Source organism: Paratractidigestivibacter faecalis (genome assembly GCF_003416765.1).
GTDB lineage: Bacteria > Actinomycetota > Coriobacteriia > Coriobacteriales > Atopobiaceae > Paratractidigestivibacter > Paratractidigestivibacter faecalis.
The window spans coordinates 1,735,052-1,751,660 of record NZ_QSNG01000001.1 but is presented as its reverse complement, the minus strand read 5'-3'; the positions used below and the strand labels follow the sequence as shown (position 1 = coordinate 1,751,660).

The 16,609-nt window shown below is 63.7% G+C and carries 25 protein-coding genes; all 25 read left to right on the top strand.

Annotated elements, in window-relative coordinates:
* Positions 1 to 12 precede the first annotated feature (12 nt).
* The 25 genes from DXV50_RS07865 to rpsE all read left to right on the top strand — a co-directional run bounded on the left by DXV50_RS07865 (position 13) and on the right by rpsE (position 16,608).
* Positions 13 to 2,919 carry an FAD-dependent oxidoreductase gene (locus DXV50_RS07865; RefSeq protein ID WP_117205677.1) on the top strand — a complete coding sequence of 969 codons (2,907 nt, stop codon included), beginning with the start codon at positions 13 to 15 and terminating at the stop codon, positions 2,917 to 2,919.
* A gap of 3 nt (positions 2,920 to 2,922) precedes the next feature.
* The gene (locus DXV50_RS07860) at positions 2,923 to 3,267 is read left to right on the top strand and encodes a hydrogenase maturation nickel metallochaperone HypA (RefSeq protein WP_117205676.1); all 345 of its coding nucleotides are present in this window, start codon (positions 2,923 to 2,925) and stop codon (positions 3,265 to 3,267) included.
* A 194-nt stretch (positions 3,268 to 3,461) separates the two neighbouring features.
* A complete protein-coding gene (gene rpsL / locus DXV50_RS07855) occupies positions 3,462 to 3,833 on the top strand; it encodes a 30S ribosomal protein S12 (RefSeq protein WP_117205675.1) in 372 nt (123 codons plus the stop codon).
* A gap of 45 nt (positions 3,834 to 3,878) precedes the next feature.
* Positions 3,879 to 4,352, top strand: coding sequence for a 30S ribosomal protein S7 (rpsG, locus tag DXV50_RS07850; protein ID WP_117205674.1), 474 nt, complete (start codon positions 3,879 to 3,881; stop codon positions 4,350 to 4,352).
* A 26-nt stretch (positions 4,353 to 4,378) separates the two neighbouring features.
* Complete coding sequence (gene fusA, locus DXV50_RS07845; protein ID WP_117205673.1) at positions 4,379 to 6,472, top strand: elongation factor G; 2,094 nt, start codon at positions 4,379 to 4,381, stop codon at positions 6,470 to 6,472.
* A 36-nt stretch (positions 6,473 to 6,508) separates the two neighbouring features.
* Positions 6,509 to 6,817: a 30S ribosomal protein S10 gene (rpsJ, locus tag DXV50_RS07840; protein WP_117205672.1), complete on the top strand. Its 309-nt coding sequence runs from the start codon at positions 6,509 to 6,511 to the stop codon at positions 6,815 to 6,817.
* Between the two features lie 202 nt (positions 6,818 to 7,019).
* Complete coding sequence (locus DXV50_RS07835) at positions 7,020 to 7,628, top strand: histidine phosphatase family protein (protein ID WP_198666445.1); 609 nt, start codon at positions 7,020 to 7,022, stop codon at positions 7,626 to 7,628.
* Positions 7,629 to 7,867: 239 nt separating this feature from the next.
* Positions 7,868 to 8,488, top strand: a complete 621-nt coding sequence (gene rplC / locus DXV50_RS07830) for a 50S ribosomal protein L3 (protein WP_117205670.1) — start codon at positions 7,868 to 7,870, stop codon at positions 8,486 to 8,488.
* A 43-nt stretch (positions 8,489 to 8,531) separates the two neighbouring features.
* Positions 8,532 to 9,158 (top strand): 50S ribosomal protein L4, encoded by a 627-nt coding sequence (rplD, locus tag DXV50_RS07825; protein ID WP_117205669.1) that lies wholly within the window; start codon positions 8,532 to 8,534, stop codon positions 9,156 to 9,158.
* On the top strand, positions 9,159 to 9,464 hold the full coding sequence (locus DXV50_RS07820) for a 50S ribosomal protein L23 (protein WP_117205668.1): 306 nt from the start codon (positions 9,159 to 9,161) through the stop codon (positions 9,462 to 9,464).
* Between the two features lie 136 nt (positions 9,465 to 9,600).
* Positions 9,601 to 10,437, top strand: coding sequence for a 50S ribosomal protein L2 (gene rplB, locus DXV50_RS07815; RefSeq protein WP_117205667.1), 837 nt, complete (start codon positions 9,601 to 9,603; stop codon positions 10,435 to 10,437).
* Between the two features lie 27 nt (positions 10,438 to 10,464).
* The gene (gene rpsS, locus DXV50_RS07810; protein WP_117205666.1) at positions 10,465 to 10,725 is read left to right on the top strand and encodes a 30S ribosomal protein S19; all 261 of its coding nucleotides are present in this window, start codon (positions 10,465 to 10,467) and stop codon (positions 10,723 to 10,725) included.
* A gap of 16 nt (positions 10,726 to 10,741) precedes the next feature.
* Complete coding sequence (gene rplV, locus DXV50_RS07805) at positions 10,742 to 11,101, top strand: 50S ribosomal protein L22 (RefSeq protein WP_117205665.1); 360 nt, start codon at positions 10,742 to 10,744, stop codon at positions 11,099 to 11,101.
* Between the two features lie 7 nt (positions 11,102 to 11,108).
* Complete coding sequence (gene rpsC / locus DXV50_RS07800; protein ID WP_117205664.1) at positions 11,109 to 11,819, top strand: 30S ribosomal protein S3; 711 nt, start codon at positions 11,109 to 11,111, stop codon at positions 11,817 to 11,819.
* Positions 11,819 to 12,250 carry a 50S ribosomal protein L16 gene (gene rplP / locus DXV50_RS07795; protein WP_117205663.1) on the top strand — a complete coding sequence of 144 codons (432 nt, stop codon included), beginning with the start codon at positions 11,819 to 11,821 and terminating at the stop codon, positions 12,248 to 12,250. Before rpsC ends, rplP begins: the two co-directional genes overlap by 1 nt.
* Positions 12,250 to 12,465, top strand: coding sequence for a 50S ribosomal protein L29 (gene rpmC / locus DXV50_RS07790; RefSeq protein ID WP_117205662.1), 216 nt, complete (start codon positions 12,250 to 12,252; stop codon positions 12,463 to 12,465). Before rplP ends, rpmC begins: the two co-directional genes overlap by 1 nt.
* 17 nt (positions 12,466 to 12,482) lie before the next feature.
* Positions 12,483 to 12,749: a 30S ribosomal protein S17 gene (rpsQ, locus tag DXV50_RS07785; RefSeq protein WP_117205661.1), complete on the top strand. Its 267-nt coding sequence runs from the start codon at positions 12,483 to 12,485 to the stop codon at positions 12,747 to 12,749.
* 84 nt (positions 12,750 to 12,833) lie between these two features.
* Positions 12,834 to 13,202 carry a 50S ribosomal protein L14 gene (gene rplN / locus DXV50_RS07780; RefSeq protein WP_117205660.1) on the top strand — a complete coding sequence of 123 codons (369 nt, stop codon included), beginning with the start codon at positions 12,834 to 12,836 and terminating at the stop codon, positions 13,200 to 13,202.
* A 13-nt stretch (positions 13,203 to 13,215) separates the two neighbouring features.
* Entirely contained in the window at positions 13,216 to 13,542 is a 327-nt protein-coding gene (rplX, locus tag DXV50_RS07775) for a 50S ribosomal protein L24 (protein ID WP_117205659.1), read from the top strand.
* A gap of 247 nt (positions 13,543 to 13,789) precedes the next feature.
* Positions 13,790 to 14,347 (top strand): 50S ribosomal protein L5, encoded by a 558-nt coding sequence (rplE, locus tag DXV50_RS07770; RefSeq protein WP_117205658.1) that lies wholly within the window; start codon positions 13,790 to 13,792, stop codon positions 14,345 to 14,347.
* A 64-nt stretch (positions 14,348 to 14,411) separates the two neighbouring features.
* On the top strand, positions 14,412 to 14,597 hold the full coding sequence (locus tag DXV50_RS07765) for a type Z 30S ribosomal protein S14 (RefSeq protein WP_058271077.1): 186 nt from the start codon (positions 14,412 to 14,414) through the stop codon (positions 14,595 to 14,597).
* An 88-nt stretch (positions 14,598 to 14,685) separates the two neighbouring features.
* Positions 14,686 to 15,084 carry a 30S ribosomal protein S8 gene (gene rpsH, locus DXV50_RS07760; protein WP_117205657.1) on the top strand — a complete coding sequence of 133 codons (399 nt, stop codon included), beginning with the start codon at positions 14,686 to 14,688 and terminating at the stop codon, positions 15,082 to 15,084.
* A 28-nt stretch (positions 15,085 to 15,112) separates the two neighbouring features.
* A complete protein-coding gene (gene rplF, locus DXV50_RS07755; protein WP_117205656.1) occupies positions 15,113 to 15,649 on the top strand; it encodes a 50S ribosomal protein L6 in 537 nt (178 codons plus the stop codon).
* A 59-nt stretch (positions 15,650 to 15,708) separates the two neighbouring features.
* On the top strand, positions 15,709 to 16,077 hold the full coding sequence (gene rplR / locus DXV50_RS07750; RefSeq protein WP_117205655.1) for a 50S ribosomal protein L18: 369 nt from the start codon (positions 15,709 to 15,711) through the stop codon (positions 16,075 to 16,077).
* 9 nt (positions 16,078 to 16,086) lie between these two features.
* Complete coding sequence (gene rpsE, locus DXV50_RS07745; protein WP_117205654.1) at positions 16,087 to 16,608, top strand: 30S ribosomal protein S5; 522 nt, start codon at positions 16,087 to 16,089, stop codon at positions 16,606 to 16,608.
* Position 16,609 lies beyond the last annotated feature (1 nt).

Below are 16,609 nucleotides of genomic sequence, written 5' to 3'. Positions count from 1 at the left end.
GAAGGAGAGGACATGTCCGCAAACATGGAGGAGAACCCCATGCGGGGCACGCTCACCGACGAGGAGATCGCAGCCAGAAACGTCATCCCGACCACCAACCCGGCCGGCGAGCCCCACCGCATCATCGCCGACGAGTACTTCTCGGAGAACGACACCTTCACGCAGTGGGTGCCCACCGACCCGGACCAGCCCGGCCCCGCCGCGTCAGAGCCGCTCAAGCCCACCGTGCTCTCCGAGGCGCAGAAGATCTCTGACCGCATTGGCAACAAGACCAAGGTCACCGACCCCGACTACTGGGGACTCGCCTCCGTCATGACCGAGGAGGAGGCCCAGCTCACCAGCTGCATGAAGGTGCGCGTGCCCATGACGCTTGCGCAGGTGGTCTCCGCCAGCGGCAAGCCCGCCGAGCACGTGCAGGAGCTTCTCGACGCGCTCTCCGTCAAGGGCATCATCGAGTACAACTGGGAGAACCCGCAGCACGACAAGCAGTACGTGCTGCCCATGTTCGTTCCGGGCTCCGCCGAGTTCACGCTCATGAACCAGAAGCAGCTCGAGGAGCACCCCGAGATCGGCACCTTCTTCGAGCGCATGGCCTACCTGCCGCTCACCAAGGTAACCAAGATGGTCCCGCCCGGAGGCGCCGGCATCGGCATGCACGTCATCCCCGTCGAGAAGGCCATCGAGCACGAGAACCAGTCCGTGGACATCGAGCACATCTCGCACTGGCTCAAGAAGTACGACCACTACGCGGCCGGCTCCTGCTCCTGCCGCCTGGGCGAGCGCACCCGCAACGTGGGCAGCCCGGACGACCCGCAGGACTGGTGCATTGGCATCGGTGACATGGCCGACTACCTGGTGGAGACCGGCAAGGGCCACTTCATCACCTATGACCAGGTCATAGAGACGCTCCTGCGTGCCGAGAAGAACGGCTTCGTGCACCAGATCACCAACATCGACGGCGAGGACAAGATCTTTGCCATCTGCAACTGCCAGGTCAACGTCTGCCACGCCCTCAGGACCTCGCAGCTCTTCAACACGCCCAACATGAGCCGCTCGGCCTACGTGGCCCACGTCGACGAGGCCAAGTGCGTGGCCTGCGGCGCCTGCGTGGAGGTCTGCCCGGCGGGCGCTCCCAAGCTCGGCCAGAAGCTCTGCAAGAAGGACGGCAAGGTCAGCTACCCCGTCCAGCCCCTGCCCGACGACAAGCACTGGGGCGAGGACGACTGGAACTGGAACTACAAGAACGACAACCGCATCGAGTGCCACGAGACCGGCACCGCCCCCTGCAAGGTGGCCTGCCCGGCCCACGTGCCCGTCCAAGGCTACCTGCGCATGGCCGCCCAGGGGCGCTACAAGGAGGCCCTTGGCATCATCAAGCGCAAGAACCCGTTCCCGGCAGTCTGCGGCCGCGTCTGCAACCGCCGCTGCGAGGCCGCCTGCACCCGTGGCACCATCGACGAGGCCGTGGCCATCGACGAGGTCAAGAAGTTCATCGCCGAGAAGGACCTGGACGCCGAGACCCGCTACGTGCCCGAGCCCACCATCGCCTCCATGCGCGGCCGCCGCAAGGAGAAGATCGCCATCGCCGGCGCCGGCCCGGCCGGCCTGTCCTGCGCCTACTACCTGGCCGACAAGGGCTATGACCCCGTCGTCTTCGAGAAGAACCCGCTGCCAGGCGGCATGATGACCTACGGCATCCCGTCCTACAAGCTCTCCAAGCAGGTCGTGGCCGCCGAGATCGACGTCCTGCGCGAGATGGGCGTCGAGATCCGCTGCGGCGTCGAGGTGGGCAAGGACGTCACCCTGGACGAGCTGCGCAAGCAGGGCTTCTGCGCCTTCTACCTGGCCATTGGCGCCCAGGGCGGCCGTCGAGCGGGCGTTGACGGCGAGGACGCCGAGGGCGTCTCCACGGCCGTGGACTTCCTGCGCTGCGCGCTTGACGACCCCAACCACGAGGTCAAGGGCGCCACGGTTGTCATCGGCGGCGGCAACGTCGCCATCGACGCCGCGCGTGTCTCGGTGCGCTGCGGCTCCGACGACGTCTCCATGTTCTGCCTGGAGGCCCGCGACGAGATGCCGGCACTGCCCGAGGAGGTCTCTGAGGCCGAGGAGGACGGCGTCCACGTCAACTGCGGCTGGGGCCCCGCCTCCATCCAGGTGGACGAGTCCGGCCACGTGAGCGGCGTCACCTTCAAGCGCTGCACCAGCGTCTTTGACTACGACCACCGCTTTGCCCCCACCTACGACGAGAGCGACACCGTCTTCGTGCCCTGCACCAACGTGGTGCTCTCCATCGGCCAGTCCATAGAGTGGGGAGACCTTCTCGCCGGCTCCGCGGTGGAGCTGGGCCGCGGCAACACCGCCGTGGCGGACGCCAAGACCTACCAGACGGCGCAGCCCGACGTCTTTGTGGGTGGCGACGCCTATACGGGCCCGCGCTTTGTGATCGACGCCATCGCCGCCGGCCACGAGGCAGCCGAGTCCCTGCACCGCTATGCGCAGAAGGGCTCCTCGCTCACCATCGGCAGAAACCAGCTGCACTACGTGGAGCTGGACAAGTCCGACATCCTGGTCGACCCCAACGGCTACGACCACTGCGGCCGCCAGGTGCCCGCCTGCGACCACGTGACGTCCGTCCTGCACGACTGGACCGACGTGCGCCACACCTTCACGGAGGAGCAGGTCAAGAAGGAGACGGCCCGCTGCCTGGGCTGCGGCGCCTCCATCGTGGACGCCAACCGCTGCATTGGCTGCGGCCTGTGCACCACGCGCTGCGAGTTCGACGCCATCCACCTCAGGCGAGACAACCCCGCCTGCTCCACCATGGTCCGCTCCGAGGACAAGATGAAGGCCATCCTGCCCCACGCGGCCAAGCGCGGCATCAAGCTCCTGCTCAAGGGCAAGAAGAAGGCCCAGTAGCCAATGCACGAGCTTGGCATAGTCTTCCACGTCATCAAGATGGTCGAGGAGGTGGGGGAGAAGAACTCCCTCACCTCCGTGGCCCGTGTGGGCCTTGCCCTGGGCGAGGTCTCCGGCGTCCTGCCGGACTACCTGCAGGACTGTTGGAAGTGGGCCGTCCAGAAGAGCGACCTTCTCCAGGGCTCGGTCCTGGACGTTCGCCGCATAGACGCGGTCACGGTCTGCAACGCCTGCGGAAAAACCTACGGCACCGTGGCCCACGGAAAGGTCTGCCCCCACTGCGGCAGCGCCGACACCGTCCTTCTGCGCGGAAACGAGGTCGAGCTCGAGGAGATTGAGGCCAAGTAGCCCCTCTCGCCTGATGCGGGGGCGCCCATCTGTGTGTGCGGCGTGGAGAATGGATACGCCCGGCTCCGTGGCGTTTTGACATCAGGAAAAGTGCGGCGTAATGTTCATCGTCGCGTCAATCCGGGGCAGCGGTGCTGCGCAGCCCTTGAATACACAACAAAGAAGCACGTCGATAGGTATAGAAGGAGAGAGCTTTGCCTACTATCAACCAGCTGGTTCGCAAGGGACGCACGAGCGTCAAGTCCAAGTCCAAGAACGCAGCCCTGCAGCACAACCCCCAGAAGCGCGGCGTCTGCACCCGCGTCTTCACCACCACGCCCAAGAAGCCGAACTCGGCTCTTCGTAAGGTCGCCCGTGTCCGTCTCGTCAACGGCATCGAGGTCACCGCTTACATCCCCGGCGAGGGCCACAACCTCCAGGAGCACTCCATCGTCCTGATCCGTGGCGGCCGCGTCCGTGACCTCCCGGGTGTCCGCTACAAGATCGTCCGTGGCGCCTACGACTGCGCCGCCGTCCAGAACCGCCAGAAGGCCCGTTCTCGCTACGGCACCAAGCGCGCCAAGTAGTCAAGCCAACCGCCACACTCGCTTTTTAGATCTTAGGAGAAACAAATGCCGCGTCGTGCATCTGCAAAGACCCGTCGTGAGGTTCAGCCTGACGCCGTGTACAACAACCGTCTTGTTACCCAGCTGATCAACAAGGTCCTGCTGGACGGCAAGAAGGCTACCGCCGAGCGCATCGTCTACGGTGCCTTCGACATCGTCAAGGAGAAGGCCGGCGACGATCCCCTGGCCGTCTTCAAGAAGGCCATGGACAACATCCGTCCGACCCTCGAGGTCAAGCCCAAGCGCGTCGGTGGCGCCACCTACCAGGTGCCCATGGAGGTCAACTCCCGTCGTGCCACCACCCTTGCCATCCGCTGGATGGTCAACTTCTCCCGCGCCCGCAAGGAGAAGACCATGGCCGAGCGCCTTGCCAACGAGATCATCGACGCCTCCAACGGCGTGGGTGCCTCCGTCAAGAAGCGTGAGGACCTCTTCAAGATGGCTGAGGCCAACCGCGCGTTCTCTCACTACCGCTTCTAGTTCGCTGACCCGAGGAGAAGCTACACATGGCTAAGGCTAAGTACAAGCTCGAAGACCTTCGCAACATCGGCATCATGGCTCACATCGATGCCGGTAAGACGACCACTACCGAGCGCATCCTTTACTACACCGGCAAGACCCACAAGATCGGTGAGGTCCACGATGGCGCTGCCACCATGGACTGGATGGTTCAGGAGCAGGAGCGCGGCGTTACCATTACCTCCGCTGCCACCACGTGCTTCTGGAAGGACCACGTCATCCAGATCATCGACACCCCGGGCCACGTTGACTTCACGGCCGAGGTCGAGCGCTGCCTGCGCGTCCTCGACGGTGCCGTTGCCGTCTTCGACGCCGTCGCCGGCGTCCAGCCGCAGTCCGAGACCGTTTGGCGTCAGGCCACCAAGTACAACGTGCCTCGCATTGCCTTCATCAACAAGTTCGACCGCATCGGCTCCGACTTCTTCCACGCCATCGACACCATGAAGGAGCGCCTGCACGCTCCGGCTGTCGCCGCGCAGATCCCGATGGGCGCCGAGGCCAACTTCTGGGGCCTCATCGACCTGGTCACCATGACCGCCTGGGACTTCAAGGAGGACTCCAAGGGCATGATCTACCCGGAGCCCATGGAGACCATCCCCGAGGAGTTCGTTGACCTCGCCGCCGAGAAGCGCGAGGAGCTGCTCGACGCCGCCGCCAACTACGACGACGAGATCATGGAGGCCGTCCTGGAGGACGCCGAGGTCCCCGTGGACAAGCTCAAGGCTGCCATCCGCGCTGGCGTCATCGACGGCGGCATCAACCCCGTCTTCGTCGGCTCCGCCTACAAGAACAAGGGCATCCAGGAGCTTCTCGACGCCGTTGTTGACTACCTGCCGAGCCCGCTTGACGTCAAGGAGATCGACGGCACCACGCCCAGGGGCGAGGAGGCTGTCCGTCACGCCGACATCAAGGAGCCCTTCTCCGCTCTGGCCTTCAAGATCATGACCGACCCGTACGTGGGCAAGCTCACCTACATTCGCGTCTACTCTGGTCAGGCCGAGGCCGGTTCCTACGTCTACAACTCCGTCAAGGACAACCGCGAGCGTCTGGGCCGCATCCTCGAGATGAACGCCAACGAGCGCGTTGACCGTGAGGAGTGCTCCGCCGGTGACATCGTCGCCTGCGTCGGCATGAAGAACACCACCACCGGTGACACCCTCTGCGACGAGAAGAACCCGATCATCCTCGAGTCCATCCAGTTCGCCGACCCCGTCATCGACGTCGCCGTCGAGCCCAAGACCAAGGCCGAGCAGGACAAGATGTCCGTTGGCCTGGCCAAGCTCGCCGAGGAGGACCCGACCTTCCAGGTCCACACCGACCACGAGACCGGCCAGACCATCATCGCCGGCATGGGCGAGCTGCACCTCGAGATCATCGTCGACCGTCTGCGTCGCGAGTTCAAGGTTGACTGCAACGTGGGCAAGCCCCAGGTTGCCTACCGCGAGACCTGCGGTCACGCCGTCCAGAAGGCCGAGGGCAAGTTCGTCCGCCAGTCCGGCGGCCGCGGTCAGTACGGTCACGCCGTCATCGACATCGAGCCGAACGAGGAGGGCAAGGGCTACGAGTTCGAGAACGCCATCGTCGGTGGCGTCGTCCCGAAGGAGTACATCCCCTCCATCGACAAGGGCATCCAGGAGGCGCTGGAGAACGGCGTCATCGCCGGCTACCCGGTCGTCGACGTCAAGGTCAAGCTGATCGACGGTTCCTACCACGAGGTCGACTCCTCCGAGGCCGCCTTCAAGATCGCCGGTTCCATGGCCATCAAGGACGCCCTCAAGAAGTCTGACCCCGTCCTGCTCGAGCCCGTCGAGAAGGTCGAGGTTGAGACCCCCGAGCAGTACATGGGCGACGTCATGGGCAACCTGACCTCCCGCCGCGGCAAGATCGAGGGCATGGAGGATCGTCACGGCACCAAGGTCATCACCGCCAAGGTGCCTCTGGGCGAGATGTTCGGATACGCCACCGACCTCCGCTCCCAGACCCAGGGTCGCGCGAGCTACACCATGCAGTTCGACTGCTACGAGCCCGTCCCCAAGTCTGTTCGTGACGAGATCGTCGCCAAGAACGGCGGCACCAACTAAACGACCCGAGCCTTAGCTCATTACGGAGGTACCAAAGTGTCAAGCCAGAAGATCAGGATTCGCCTCAAGGGCTACGACCACGAGGTCGTTGATCAGTCCGCCAAGCTCATCGTGGACACCGCCCAGAAGACCGGCGCCCGCGTGTCCGGCCCCATCCCCCTGCCGACCGAGCGCAACCTGTACTGCGTCATCCGCTCGCCGCACAAGGACAAGGACTCCCGCGACGAGTTCGAGATGCGCACCCACAAGCGCCTCATCGACATTCTCGACCCCTCTTCCAGCACCGTCGATTCCCTCATGCGTCTCGACCTCCCCGCTGGCGTGGACATCGAGATCAAGCTCTAAGCTCTAGCCTTTCGAGCTGACAAGCGCCCCCGAGAGCACTCGCTCCCGGGGGCGCTTTGCGTTTCTCGCCGCAGTGCCTTCGCCGTTTGCATGCGAAAGTGGTCGCTCAGCGCCGACTTAGCGTCCAGATCCACATGCAAACGGCGGTCTTTGGAACGCGGCGTAGAATGGCGAGAAGTTCATGGCGGATGGGGAGGCCAATTTGAAGCGCTTGTATTTGGTGAGGCACGGGCAGACGGAGTTCAACCTGGCAAAGCTCGTGCAGGGGCGGTGCGACTCGCCGCTGACGGAGCTGGGCCGCACGCAGGCGCTTGCGGCGGGCTCCTGGCTGGCCAACCATGAGGTGCGTCCCGACGCCGTGGGAACTTCTCCTTTGGGGCGGGCCTTTGCGACCACGGGTTTGCTCATGAGCGTCCTCACCGAGCGCGGCCTCATGGATCAGGCCGTTGTGCCCCAGGTCACGCCAGGCCTCATGGAGCGTGACTACGGCTCCTACGAGCGCGGCCCGCAGTCAGACGTCCCCGCCAACGTCTGGGACCCCGGAGACGCCCTCGTGGCCTGCGGGGGAGAGGACAATTCTGCCCTGCGCGCCCGCGTTCTTGCGGCGCTGCGAGTCCTTCTAGCCCCCGCGGACGTCACCTGTGCCCTGGCCGTCTCCCACGGCTCCGCCTCAAAGCAGTTCCTCGCCGCCGTCCTCACTGCCGAGAAGGACGTGCCCAAGGTTCTTCCCAACTGCGCGATCATGGTCTGCGACTTCGACGAAGCCCATGGTGAGTTCTTTGTGAGGGACATCGTCGACCCCTGCGCCTGATGCCCGTGCGACTCTATAGATACGCCCGGGTCGGGGGACTATCTCGCCGCAGGTAGACGGCTCAAAAACTTCTGCGAAGAGATTGTGAAGCGGCCTTGCTGTGTGTAATATAGACAGGCTGCCTAACTGGGGACATTTATGTGTCACCAGAGCGACGGCATGTATCGGATGTGGTCCGCTGGGGTTGGGGCAAAGGGTGCCCCACATGGTCCCATGACCACCGAGGGTTAGGAAAGAGCATGGTCAGCACCATCCTTGGCCGCAAGCTCGGAATGACGCAGGTTTGGGACGAGAACGACAACGTCGTGCCCGTCACCGTCATCCAGGCTGGCCCCTGCACCGTCTCGCAGGTCAAGACGAAGGCGACCGACGGCTACGACGCCGTCCAGATCGGCTTCGGAGACATCTCCGCCAAGCACGTCAACAAGCCCATGGCTGGTCACTTCGCCAAGGCCGGCGTCGAGCCGATGCGCTTCCTGCGCGAGGTCCGCGTCGAGAACGGCGAGGAGCACCACACCGGCGACGTCGTGACCGTCGCTGACTTCGCTGACGTCAAGTCCGTCGACGTCATCGGCACCTCCAAGGGCAAGGGCTTCCAGGGCACCGTCAAGCGCTGGAACTTCTCCCGTGGCCCCATGACCCACGGCTGCCGCAACCAGCGCAAGCCTGGTTCCATCGGCCAGTGCGCCTACCCCGCCCGCGTCCGCAAGGGCCTGCACATGTACGGCCACATGGGCGACGCGCGCGTCACGGTCAAGAACCTCAAGCTCGTCCGCGTTGACGCCGAGCAGAACCTCATGCTCGTCAAGGGCGCTGTCCCCGGCGGCAAGAACGGTCTCGTCCAGGTCCGCATGGCCTAAGGGCCCCAAGAAGTCAAACTCTTAGGCTAACAAGGAGGACAGAATGTCCAAGTACGCCATCAAGAACGTTGAGGGGGCTCAGGTTGCCGAGACCGAGCTCGCCGACAGCGTCTTCGGCATCGAGCCGAACATCTCCTGCATCCACCAGGTCGTGGTTTGCCAGGACGCCTGCAAGCGTCAGGGTACCCACTCCACCAAGAACCGTCACGACGTCTCTGGCGGCGGCGCCAAGCCCTACCGTCAGAAGGGCACCGGCCGTGCTCGTCAGGGTTCCATCCGCGCTGGTCAGTGGACCGGCGGCGGCGTGATCTTCGGACCCACCCCGCACTCCCACGCCAAGCGCGTCAACCACAAGATGGTCAAGGTCGCCATGCGCGGCGTTCTCTCCGGCAAGGTTGCCGACGGCGAGCTCGTCCTCGTCGACTCCCTTGACTTCGAGAAGCCCAGCACCAAGCAGGCCGTCGCCGTCCTCAACGCCCTCGGCGTTGCCGGCAAGCGCGTCACCGTCGTCGTCGACGACGAGGCCGTTAACGCCTACCTCTCCTTCCGCAACATCGAGAAGGTCACCATCATCGGCGTTTCCGAGGCCAACACCCGCTACCTCATCGACAACGGTGCCCTCGTCATGACCACCGATGTCTGCAAGAAGCTCGAGGAGGTGCTCGCTTAAATGAACTCCCTCTACAACGTCATCATCCGCCCGATCATCTCTGAGCGTTCCTACGACCTCATGGAGCAGGGCAAGTACACCTTCGAGGTGGCCAAGGACGCTCCCAAGCAGGAGATTCGTCAGGCTGTGGAGAAGCTCTTCAACGTCCACGTCGTCAAGGTCAACACCATGAACGTCCGTGGCAAGGAGAAGCGCGTCCGCTACCAGTCCGGTATGACCCGCTCCTGGAAGAAGGCCGTCGTCACCCTCGCCGAGGGTGAGCAGATCGAGATCTTCGCCACCCAGCAGGCTCCCGCCGAGCAGTAGGGTTTTACGCCCGCGCCCCCAGCAGGGGGCCGGGCTCTTATGCCGCGCATGATGGATACGCGCAGTACCGTGGTAATCCGGCGTCGGTCGCCAATCCCTGAGTGACCGGCCATCGGAAGAAGAAGGGAAAGTTTCAATGGCAGTCAAGCACCTCAAGCCCACGAGCGCTGGTAGGCGTTTCCAGACCGTCTCTGACTTCGCTGAGATCACCTGCAGCAAGCCTGAGAAGTCCCTCCTGGAGCCCCTGCCCAAGAAGGCCGGCCGTAACAACAACGGCCGCATCACCACCCGTCACCAGGGTGGCGGCAACAAGCGCCAGTATCGTCGCATCGACTTCAAGCGCCGCAAGGACGACGTCCCGGCCAAGGTCGCCACGATCGAGTACGACCCCAACCGCTCCGCTCGCATCGCCCTGCTGCACTACGTCGACGGCGCCAAGGCCTACATCCTGTGCCCCGAGGGCCTTCACGTTGGTGACACCGTCATCTCCGGCACCAAGGACATCGACATCAAGCCCGGCAACTGCATGCCGCTCTCCGAGATTCCCGTTGGTACCCTGATCCACAACGTGGAGTTCCAGCCTGGCAAGGGTGGCGCCATGGGCCGTTCCGCCGGCACCTCCATCCAGCTCATGGGCAAGGACAACGGCTACGCCGTCCTGCGCATGCCCTCCTCCGAGCTGCGTCGTGTCCTTATCACCTGCCGCGCCACCATCGGCGTCGTGGGCAACGCCGAGCACTCCAACATCGTGATCGGCAAGGCCGGCCGTAACCGCTGGCGTGGCGTCCGTCCCACCGTCCGTGGTACGGTCATGAACCCCGTCGACCACCCGCACGGCGGCGGCGAGGGCAAGAACCACACCTCCGGCCGCCCGTCCGTCACTCCTTGGGGCAAGCCGACGAAGGGTTACAAGACGCGCGACCCGAAGAAGGCCAGCAACCGTCTGATCATCCGTCGCCGCAAGTCCAAGTAGTCACACGAGTAGTAGGAGATAGAAAGAATGAGCAGAAGTCTCAAGAAGGGCCCGTTCGTGGAGACTCGCCTCCTCGCGCGTGTCACCGCTCAGAACGAGGCCGGCACCAAGGACGTCATCAAGACCTGGTCGCGCGCTTCCACCATCTACCCCGAGATGGTCGGCCACACGATCGCTGTCCACGACGGCCGCAAGCACGTGCCCGTGTACGTCACCGAGTCCATGGTCGGTCACAAGCTGGGCGAGTTCGCCCCGACCCGCACCTTCCGTGGTCACAAGGCCAACTAGGGGGTTAGGTAACTAAATGGCTAACAACACCACCAACGAGGTCCGCGCGACCGCCAAGTACGTTCGCGTCGCTCCCCGCAAGGCCCGTGCCGTCGTGGGTCTCATCCGCAACCTTCCCGTCGCCAAGGCGCTCGAGGTCCTGCAGTTCAACACCCGCGCGGTCTCCGAGGACATCTCAAAGGTCCTGCGTTCCGCCGTCGCCAACGCCGTCAACAACAACGGTATGCGCGCCGACGACCTCTACGTCAAGCTCGCCTACGTCGACGAGGGCCCCACGCTCAAGCGCATCCGTCCTCGCGCCAAGGGCTCCGCTTCCCGCATCAACAAGCGCATGAGCCACATCACCATCGTCGTCGCTCCCCGAAAGGAGGCGTAGGGAAAGCATGGGTCACAAGGTTCAGCCTACTGGCTTCCGTCTCGGCATCACCGAGGAGTGGCGTTCCCGCTGGTACGCCGATAAGAACTACGCCGAGAACCTCGGCAACGACCTCGCCATCCGCGAGTTCCTGAACAAGCGCCTCGAGAAGGCCGCCCTTTCCCGCGTCGACATCGAGCGCGCCGGCGACAAGGTGAAGGTCACCATCTACACCGCTCGCCCGGGCATCGTCATCGGCAAGAAGGGCTCCGAGATCGACGGCCTCCGTGCTGACCTCGAGAAGGTCGCCAAGGTCGCCAAGGGCCAGGTTTCCGTCGACGTCATCGAGGTCAAGCGCCCCGAGCTCGACGCCAACCTCGTCGCCCAGTCCATCGCTGAGCAGCTCGAGCAGCGCGTCGCCTTCCGTCGCGCCATGCGCAAGGCCGTCCAGTCTGCCCGCAAGGCCGGCGCCAAGGGCATCCGTATCCAGTGCTCCGGTCGTCTGAACGGCGCCGAGATGGGCCGTCGCGAGTGGTACCGCGAGGGTCGCGTGCCTCTGCACACCCTGCGTGCCGTCATCGACTACGGCACCGCCACCGCTCGCACCACCATGGGTGCCTGCGGCATCAAGACCTGGATTTACCTCGGCGAGAAGCTTCCCGGCCAGCCGACCCCGCGTCCGGCTCTCGAGGGCTCTTCCCGTCCTCGCCGCGGTCGTAACGAGAGGAGGGGTCGTTAATGCTCGCTCCTAAGCGCATCCGTCACCGCAAGGTGCAGCGTGGCTCCATGAAGGGTCACGCCAAGGGCAACACCGAGCTGCACTTTGGCTCCTATGGCATCCAGGCCCTCGAGGCTCACTGGATCACCAACCGCCAGATCGAGGCCTGCCGTATCGCCATGACCCGCCAGATGAAGCGTGGCGGCAAGGTCTGGATCACCATCTTCCCGGACAAGCCCATCACCAAGAAGCCGGCTGAGACCCGCATGGGTTCCGGTAAGGGCAACCCCGAGGAGTGGGTGGCCGTCGTCAAGCCGGGCCGCATCATGTTCGAGATCGACGGCGTCGAGGATGCCGTGGCTCGCGAGGCCCTGCGTCTGGCCCAGCACAAGCTGCCCATCAAGACCAAGATCGTCACCCGCACCGTGCAGCAGGACGGGGAGGAAGCCTAATGAAGTACAAGGACATCCAGGAGCTCACCGACGAGGAGCTCGCCAAGAAGGTCGAGGAGGGCCGCGCCGAGCTCTTCAACCTTCGCTTCCAGATGGCCACGAGCCAGCTCGACAACACGGCTCGTGTCAAGAACGTCAAGAAGGACATCGCTCGTCTCCTCACCGAGCAGCGTGCCCGCCAGATCGCAGCGGAGAACTCCGCTGACGCTCAGTAGATCGCAGGAGTGTAGTTATGGCAGAGACCACTAGCAGGAACGCGCGTAAGGTCCGCACCGGTGTCGTTGTCTCCATCTCCGGCGACAAGAGCATCACGGTCAAGATCGACTACCGCAAGCACCACCCCAAGTACGGCAAGATGATGACCATCTCCAAGAAGCTCCACTGCCACGACGAGAAGAACGAGTGTGGCCTTGGCGACACCGTCACCGTCATGGAGACCCGCCCGCTGTCCAAGACCAAGCGTTGGCGTGTCGTGGAGATCGTCGAGCGCGCCAAGTAAGTATTTGAAAACCCAAACCACCCCATGTGCGCCGCTCGTGTGGGCGCACCTCTGGGGAGGGCATAGGTTCGGAGGAACACCAACATGATTCAGATGGAGAGCATGCTCACCGTCGCCGACAACTCTGGCGCGCGTCGCGTGAAGTGCATCAAGGTCCTTGGTGGCTCCAAGCGTCGTTACGCCGGCATCGCCGACGTCATCATCGGCGCCGTTCAGGAGGCCACGCCCGGTGGCTCGGTGAAGAAGGGCGACATCGTTCGCTGCGTCATCGTGCGTACCGTCAAGGAGACCCGTCGCAAGGACGGCAGCTACATCAAGTTCGACCAGAACGCCTGCGTCCTGGTTGACAAGGAGGGCGAGCCCAAGGGCACCCGTATCTTTGGGCCCGTCGCCCGCGAGCTTCGCGATCACAAGTACATGAAGATCGTCTCGCTCGCGCCTGAGACGCTCTAGGGAGGATTACCCAATGCCTAAGATGAACGTTAAGAAGGGCGATAAGGTCGTCGTCCTCTCCGGCAAGGACAAGGGCAAGGAGTCCGTCGTCCTGCGCGCCAAGCCCGCCGAGGGCAAGGTCGTCTGCGAGGGCGTCGCCGTGGTCAAGAAGGCCACCAAGCCCAACGCCCAGAACCAGCAGGGCGGCATCATCGAGAAGGAGGCCGCCATCGACGCCTCCAACGTGATGCTCATCTGCCCGAGCTGCGGCAAGCCGACCCGCGTCGGCCACAAGTCCGGCGAGCTCAACGGCAAGAAGACCGCCATCCGCGTCTGCAAGAAGTGCGGCGCCGAGTTCTAAGAGCGGCCCCAAAGCCAAGCCAAGGCCCTTCTCCGCCAAGCGGGGGAGGGCCTTTGTTTGTGCAGGAAGAGTGACGCGTTTCTCGTCATTTCCTTTTGGCCCAGAAAAGCATATTATGTTTCCTTGCGTCTCTAGGCGGGATAGCTCTGTCTCGACGGCGTACAGAATGGCTCCTGAGGTTGCCAGCCGCAGGAGGTGCGAGGCTCGGACGCCCCGTACTAAGTCCCCATGATTTGAAGGAGTGAAAATGGCAGACGAGTACACCCCCCGTCTCAAGGAGCAGTATTACGCCACGGTGCGTGACGAGCTCCAGAAGCAGTTCAACTACAAGAACGTCATGATGATCCCGAAGATCGAGAAGATCGTCGTGAACATGGGCGTCGGCGAGGCCGCCACTGACTCCAAGGCCATCGACGGTGCCGTCGCCGACCTGCGCGCCATCACCGGCCAGCAGCCGCTGATCACCAAGGCCCGCAAGTCCATTGCTACGTTCAAGCTCCGCGCTGGCATGCCCATCGGCGCCAAGGTCACCCTCCGTGGCGACCGCATGTGGGAGTTCCTCGATCGCCTGATCGCCATCGCCATCCCGCGCATCCGCGACTTCCGCGGCATCTCCGCCAAGAGCTTCGACGGCCGTGGCAACTTCTCCATGGGCGTCACTGAGCAGCTCATCTTCCCGGAGATCGACTTCGACAAGATCGATCACACCCGTGGTATGGACATCACCATCGTGACCACCGCCGCCACCGACGAGGAGGGCAAGGCTCTTCTGGACGCCTTCCACTTCCCGTTCAAGGCGGAGTAGGCCAATACTTTGTTAGGAAGCCTCGGCAAAGCCGGGGCTCCAAGATTGCTCTGAAGGAGGATTTGTGGCTAAGACATCGATGATCGTCAAGGCGTCGCGTGAGCCGAAGTACTCTACGCGCAAGCAGAACCGTTGCCAGCGCTGTGGGCGTCCCCACTCCGTGTATCGCAAGTTCGGCCTCTGCCGTGTGTGCTTCCGCGAGCTTGCGAGCAAGGGCGAGCTTCCTGGCGTCCGCAAGGCTAGCTGGTAGGACGCAGGGCTCTGGCGTCCAGGCGCTTGCGCCACGGGCGTGAGCGAACCGGACACGCAGGTTCATCATTAACGAAGGAGAAGGATCAATGAAGATTACCGATCCCATTTCTGACATGCTGACGCGCATTCGCAACGCGAACTCCGCCAACAAGGCTGAGGTCTCCATGCCCTCCACCAAGGTTCTGGTCGAGGTTGCCCGCGTCATCTGCGAGGAGGGCTACATCGCTGGCTACGAGGTCGAGGATACGACCCCCCAGAAGACCCTCCACATCACGCTGAAGTACGGCGAGCGCCACGCCAAGGTCATCCGTGGCATCCGCCGCATCTCCAAGCCTGGTCTTCGCATCTACTCCACCGCCGACAAGCTTCCGCGCGTCCTCGGTGGTCTCGGCACCGCCGTCATCTCCACCTCCAAGGGCATGATGTGCGACCGCGATGCTCGCAAGCAGGGCATCGGCGGCGAGGTCATCGCCTACGTCTGGTAATTCTCGGCAGGAATGAAAGGAGACTACCGTGTCTCGTATTGGTAAGAAGCCTGTCCAGATTCCGGCAGGAGTGACTGTCGAGATCGAGGGCACCACCGTTACCGTCAAGGGCTCCATGGGCGAGCTGACCCGCTCCTTCTCCGAGCTCATCAAGTTCGAGCAGGAGGGCGAGGAGATCAACGTCATCCGCGTTGACGAGTCCACCGAGTCCAACGCTCAGCAGGGCCTGTCCCGCACCCTTCTTCACAACATGGTTCTGGGCGTCTCCGAGGGCTTCGAGAAGAAGCTCGAGCTCACCGGCGTCGGCTACCGTGTTGCCCTCAAGGGTAAGGACCTGGACCTCTCCCTCGGCTACTCTCACCCCGTGATCTACAAGGCCCCCGAGAACATCGAGTTCCTCGTGCCTGACAACACCCACATCACGGTCAAGGGCATCTCCAAGGAGCAGGTCGGCCAGGTTGCCGCCGAGATTCGCATGAAGCGCCCGCCCGAGCCCTACAAGGGCAAGGGCATCCACTACGAGGGTGAGCACATCCGTCGTAAGCTCGGCAAGGCTGCCAAGTAGTCTAGGCCATAGCAGAAGACCATCACCCCGTTAGGTGATGGCACGTCTAAGGAGTAAGCATGAACAAGTTTCAGGCTAAGAAGGCGGGTCTCGAGCGCCGCAAGCGCCGTGTCCGCGGCAAGGTGACCGGCACCGCCGATCGTCCGCGTCTGGCCGTCCACCGCACCAACGCCCACATTTATGCTCAGGTCATCGACGACGTCGATGGCAAGACCATCTGCGCGGCCTCTACCCTCGATCCCGAGTTCCGTGCCACCGGCAAGCTGGGCTCCAACAAGGAGGCTGCTGCCTTCGTCGGCGAGCTCGTCGGCAAGCGCGCCGTCGAGAAGGGCGTCACCACGGTCCGCTTTGACCGCGGTGGCCGTCTCTATCACGGTCGCGTCCAGGCTCTGGCAGACGGTGCCCGCAACGCGGGCCTGAAGTTCTAGGAGGATTCAATGGCACGAGATCGTAAGCGCCAGCAGGACACGGATCTTCAGGAGCGCGTCGTCTACATCCACCGCGTCTCCAAGACCGTCAAGGGCGGCCGTCGCATGTCCCTTCTCGCCCTCGTTGTCGTCGGTGACGGCAAGGGCAACGTTGGTCTTGGCATGGGCAAGTCCGCTGAGGTGCCCCTGGCCATCCAGAAGGGCGTCGAGGACGCCAAGAAGAACATGTTCCACGTCGAGGTCACGGGCGAGGGCACCATTCCTCACGAGGTCGAGGGCCACTTTGGCGCCGGCCGCGTCCTGATCAAGCCCGCCGTCCCTGGTACCGGCGTCATCGCTGGCGGCCCTGTGCGTCCGCTCTTCGAGCTTGCCGGCATCACCAACGTCCTGTCCAAGTCCATGGGCACGGACAATGCTCTCAACAGCATCAAGGCTGCTGCCGAGGGCCTCAAGGCTCTCTCCACGCCCGCCCAGACCGCTGAGCGCCGTGGCCTGACCGTCGCCGAGATGTTCGTCGGGAAGGAGAACTAGA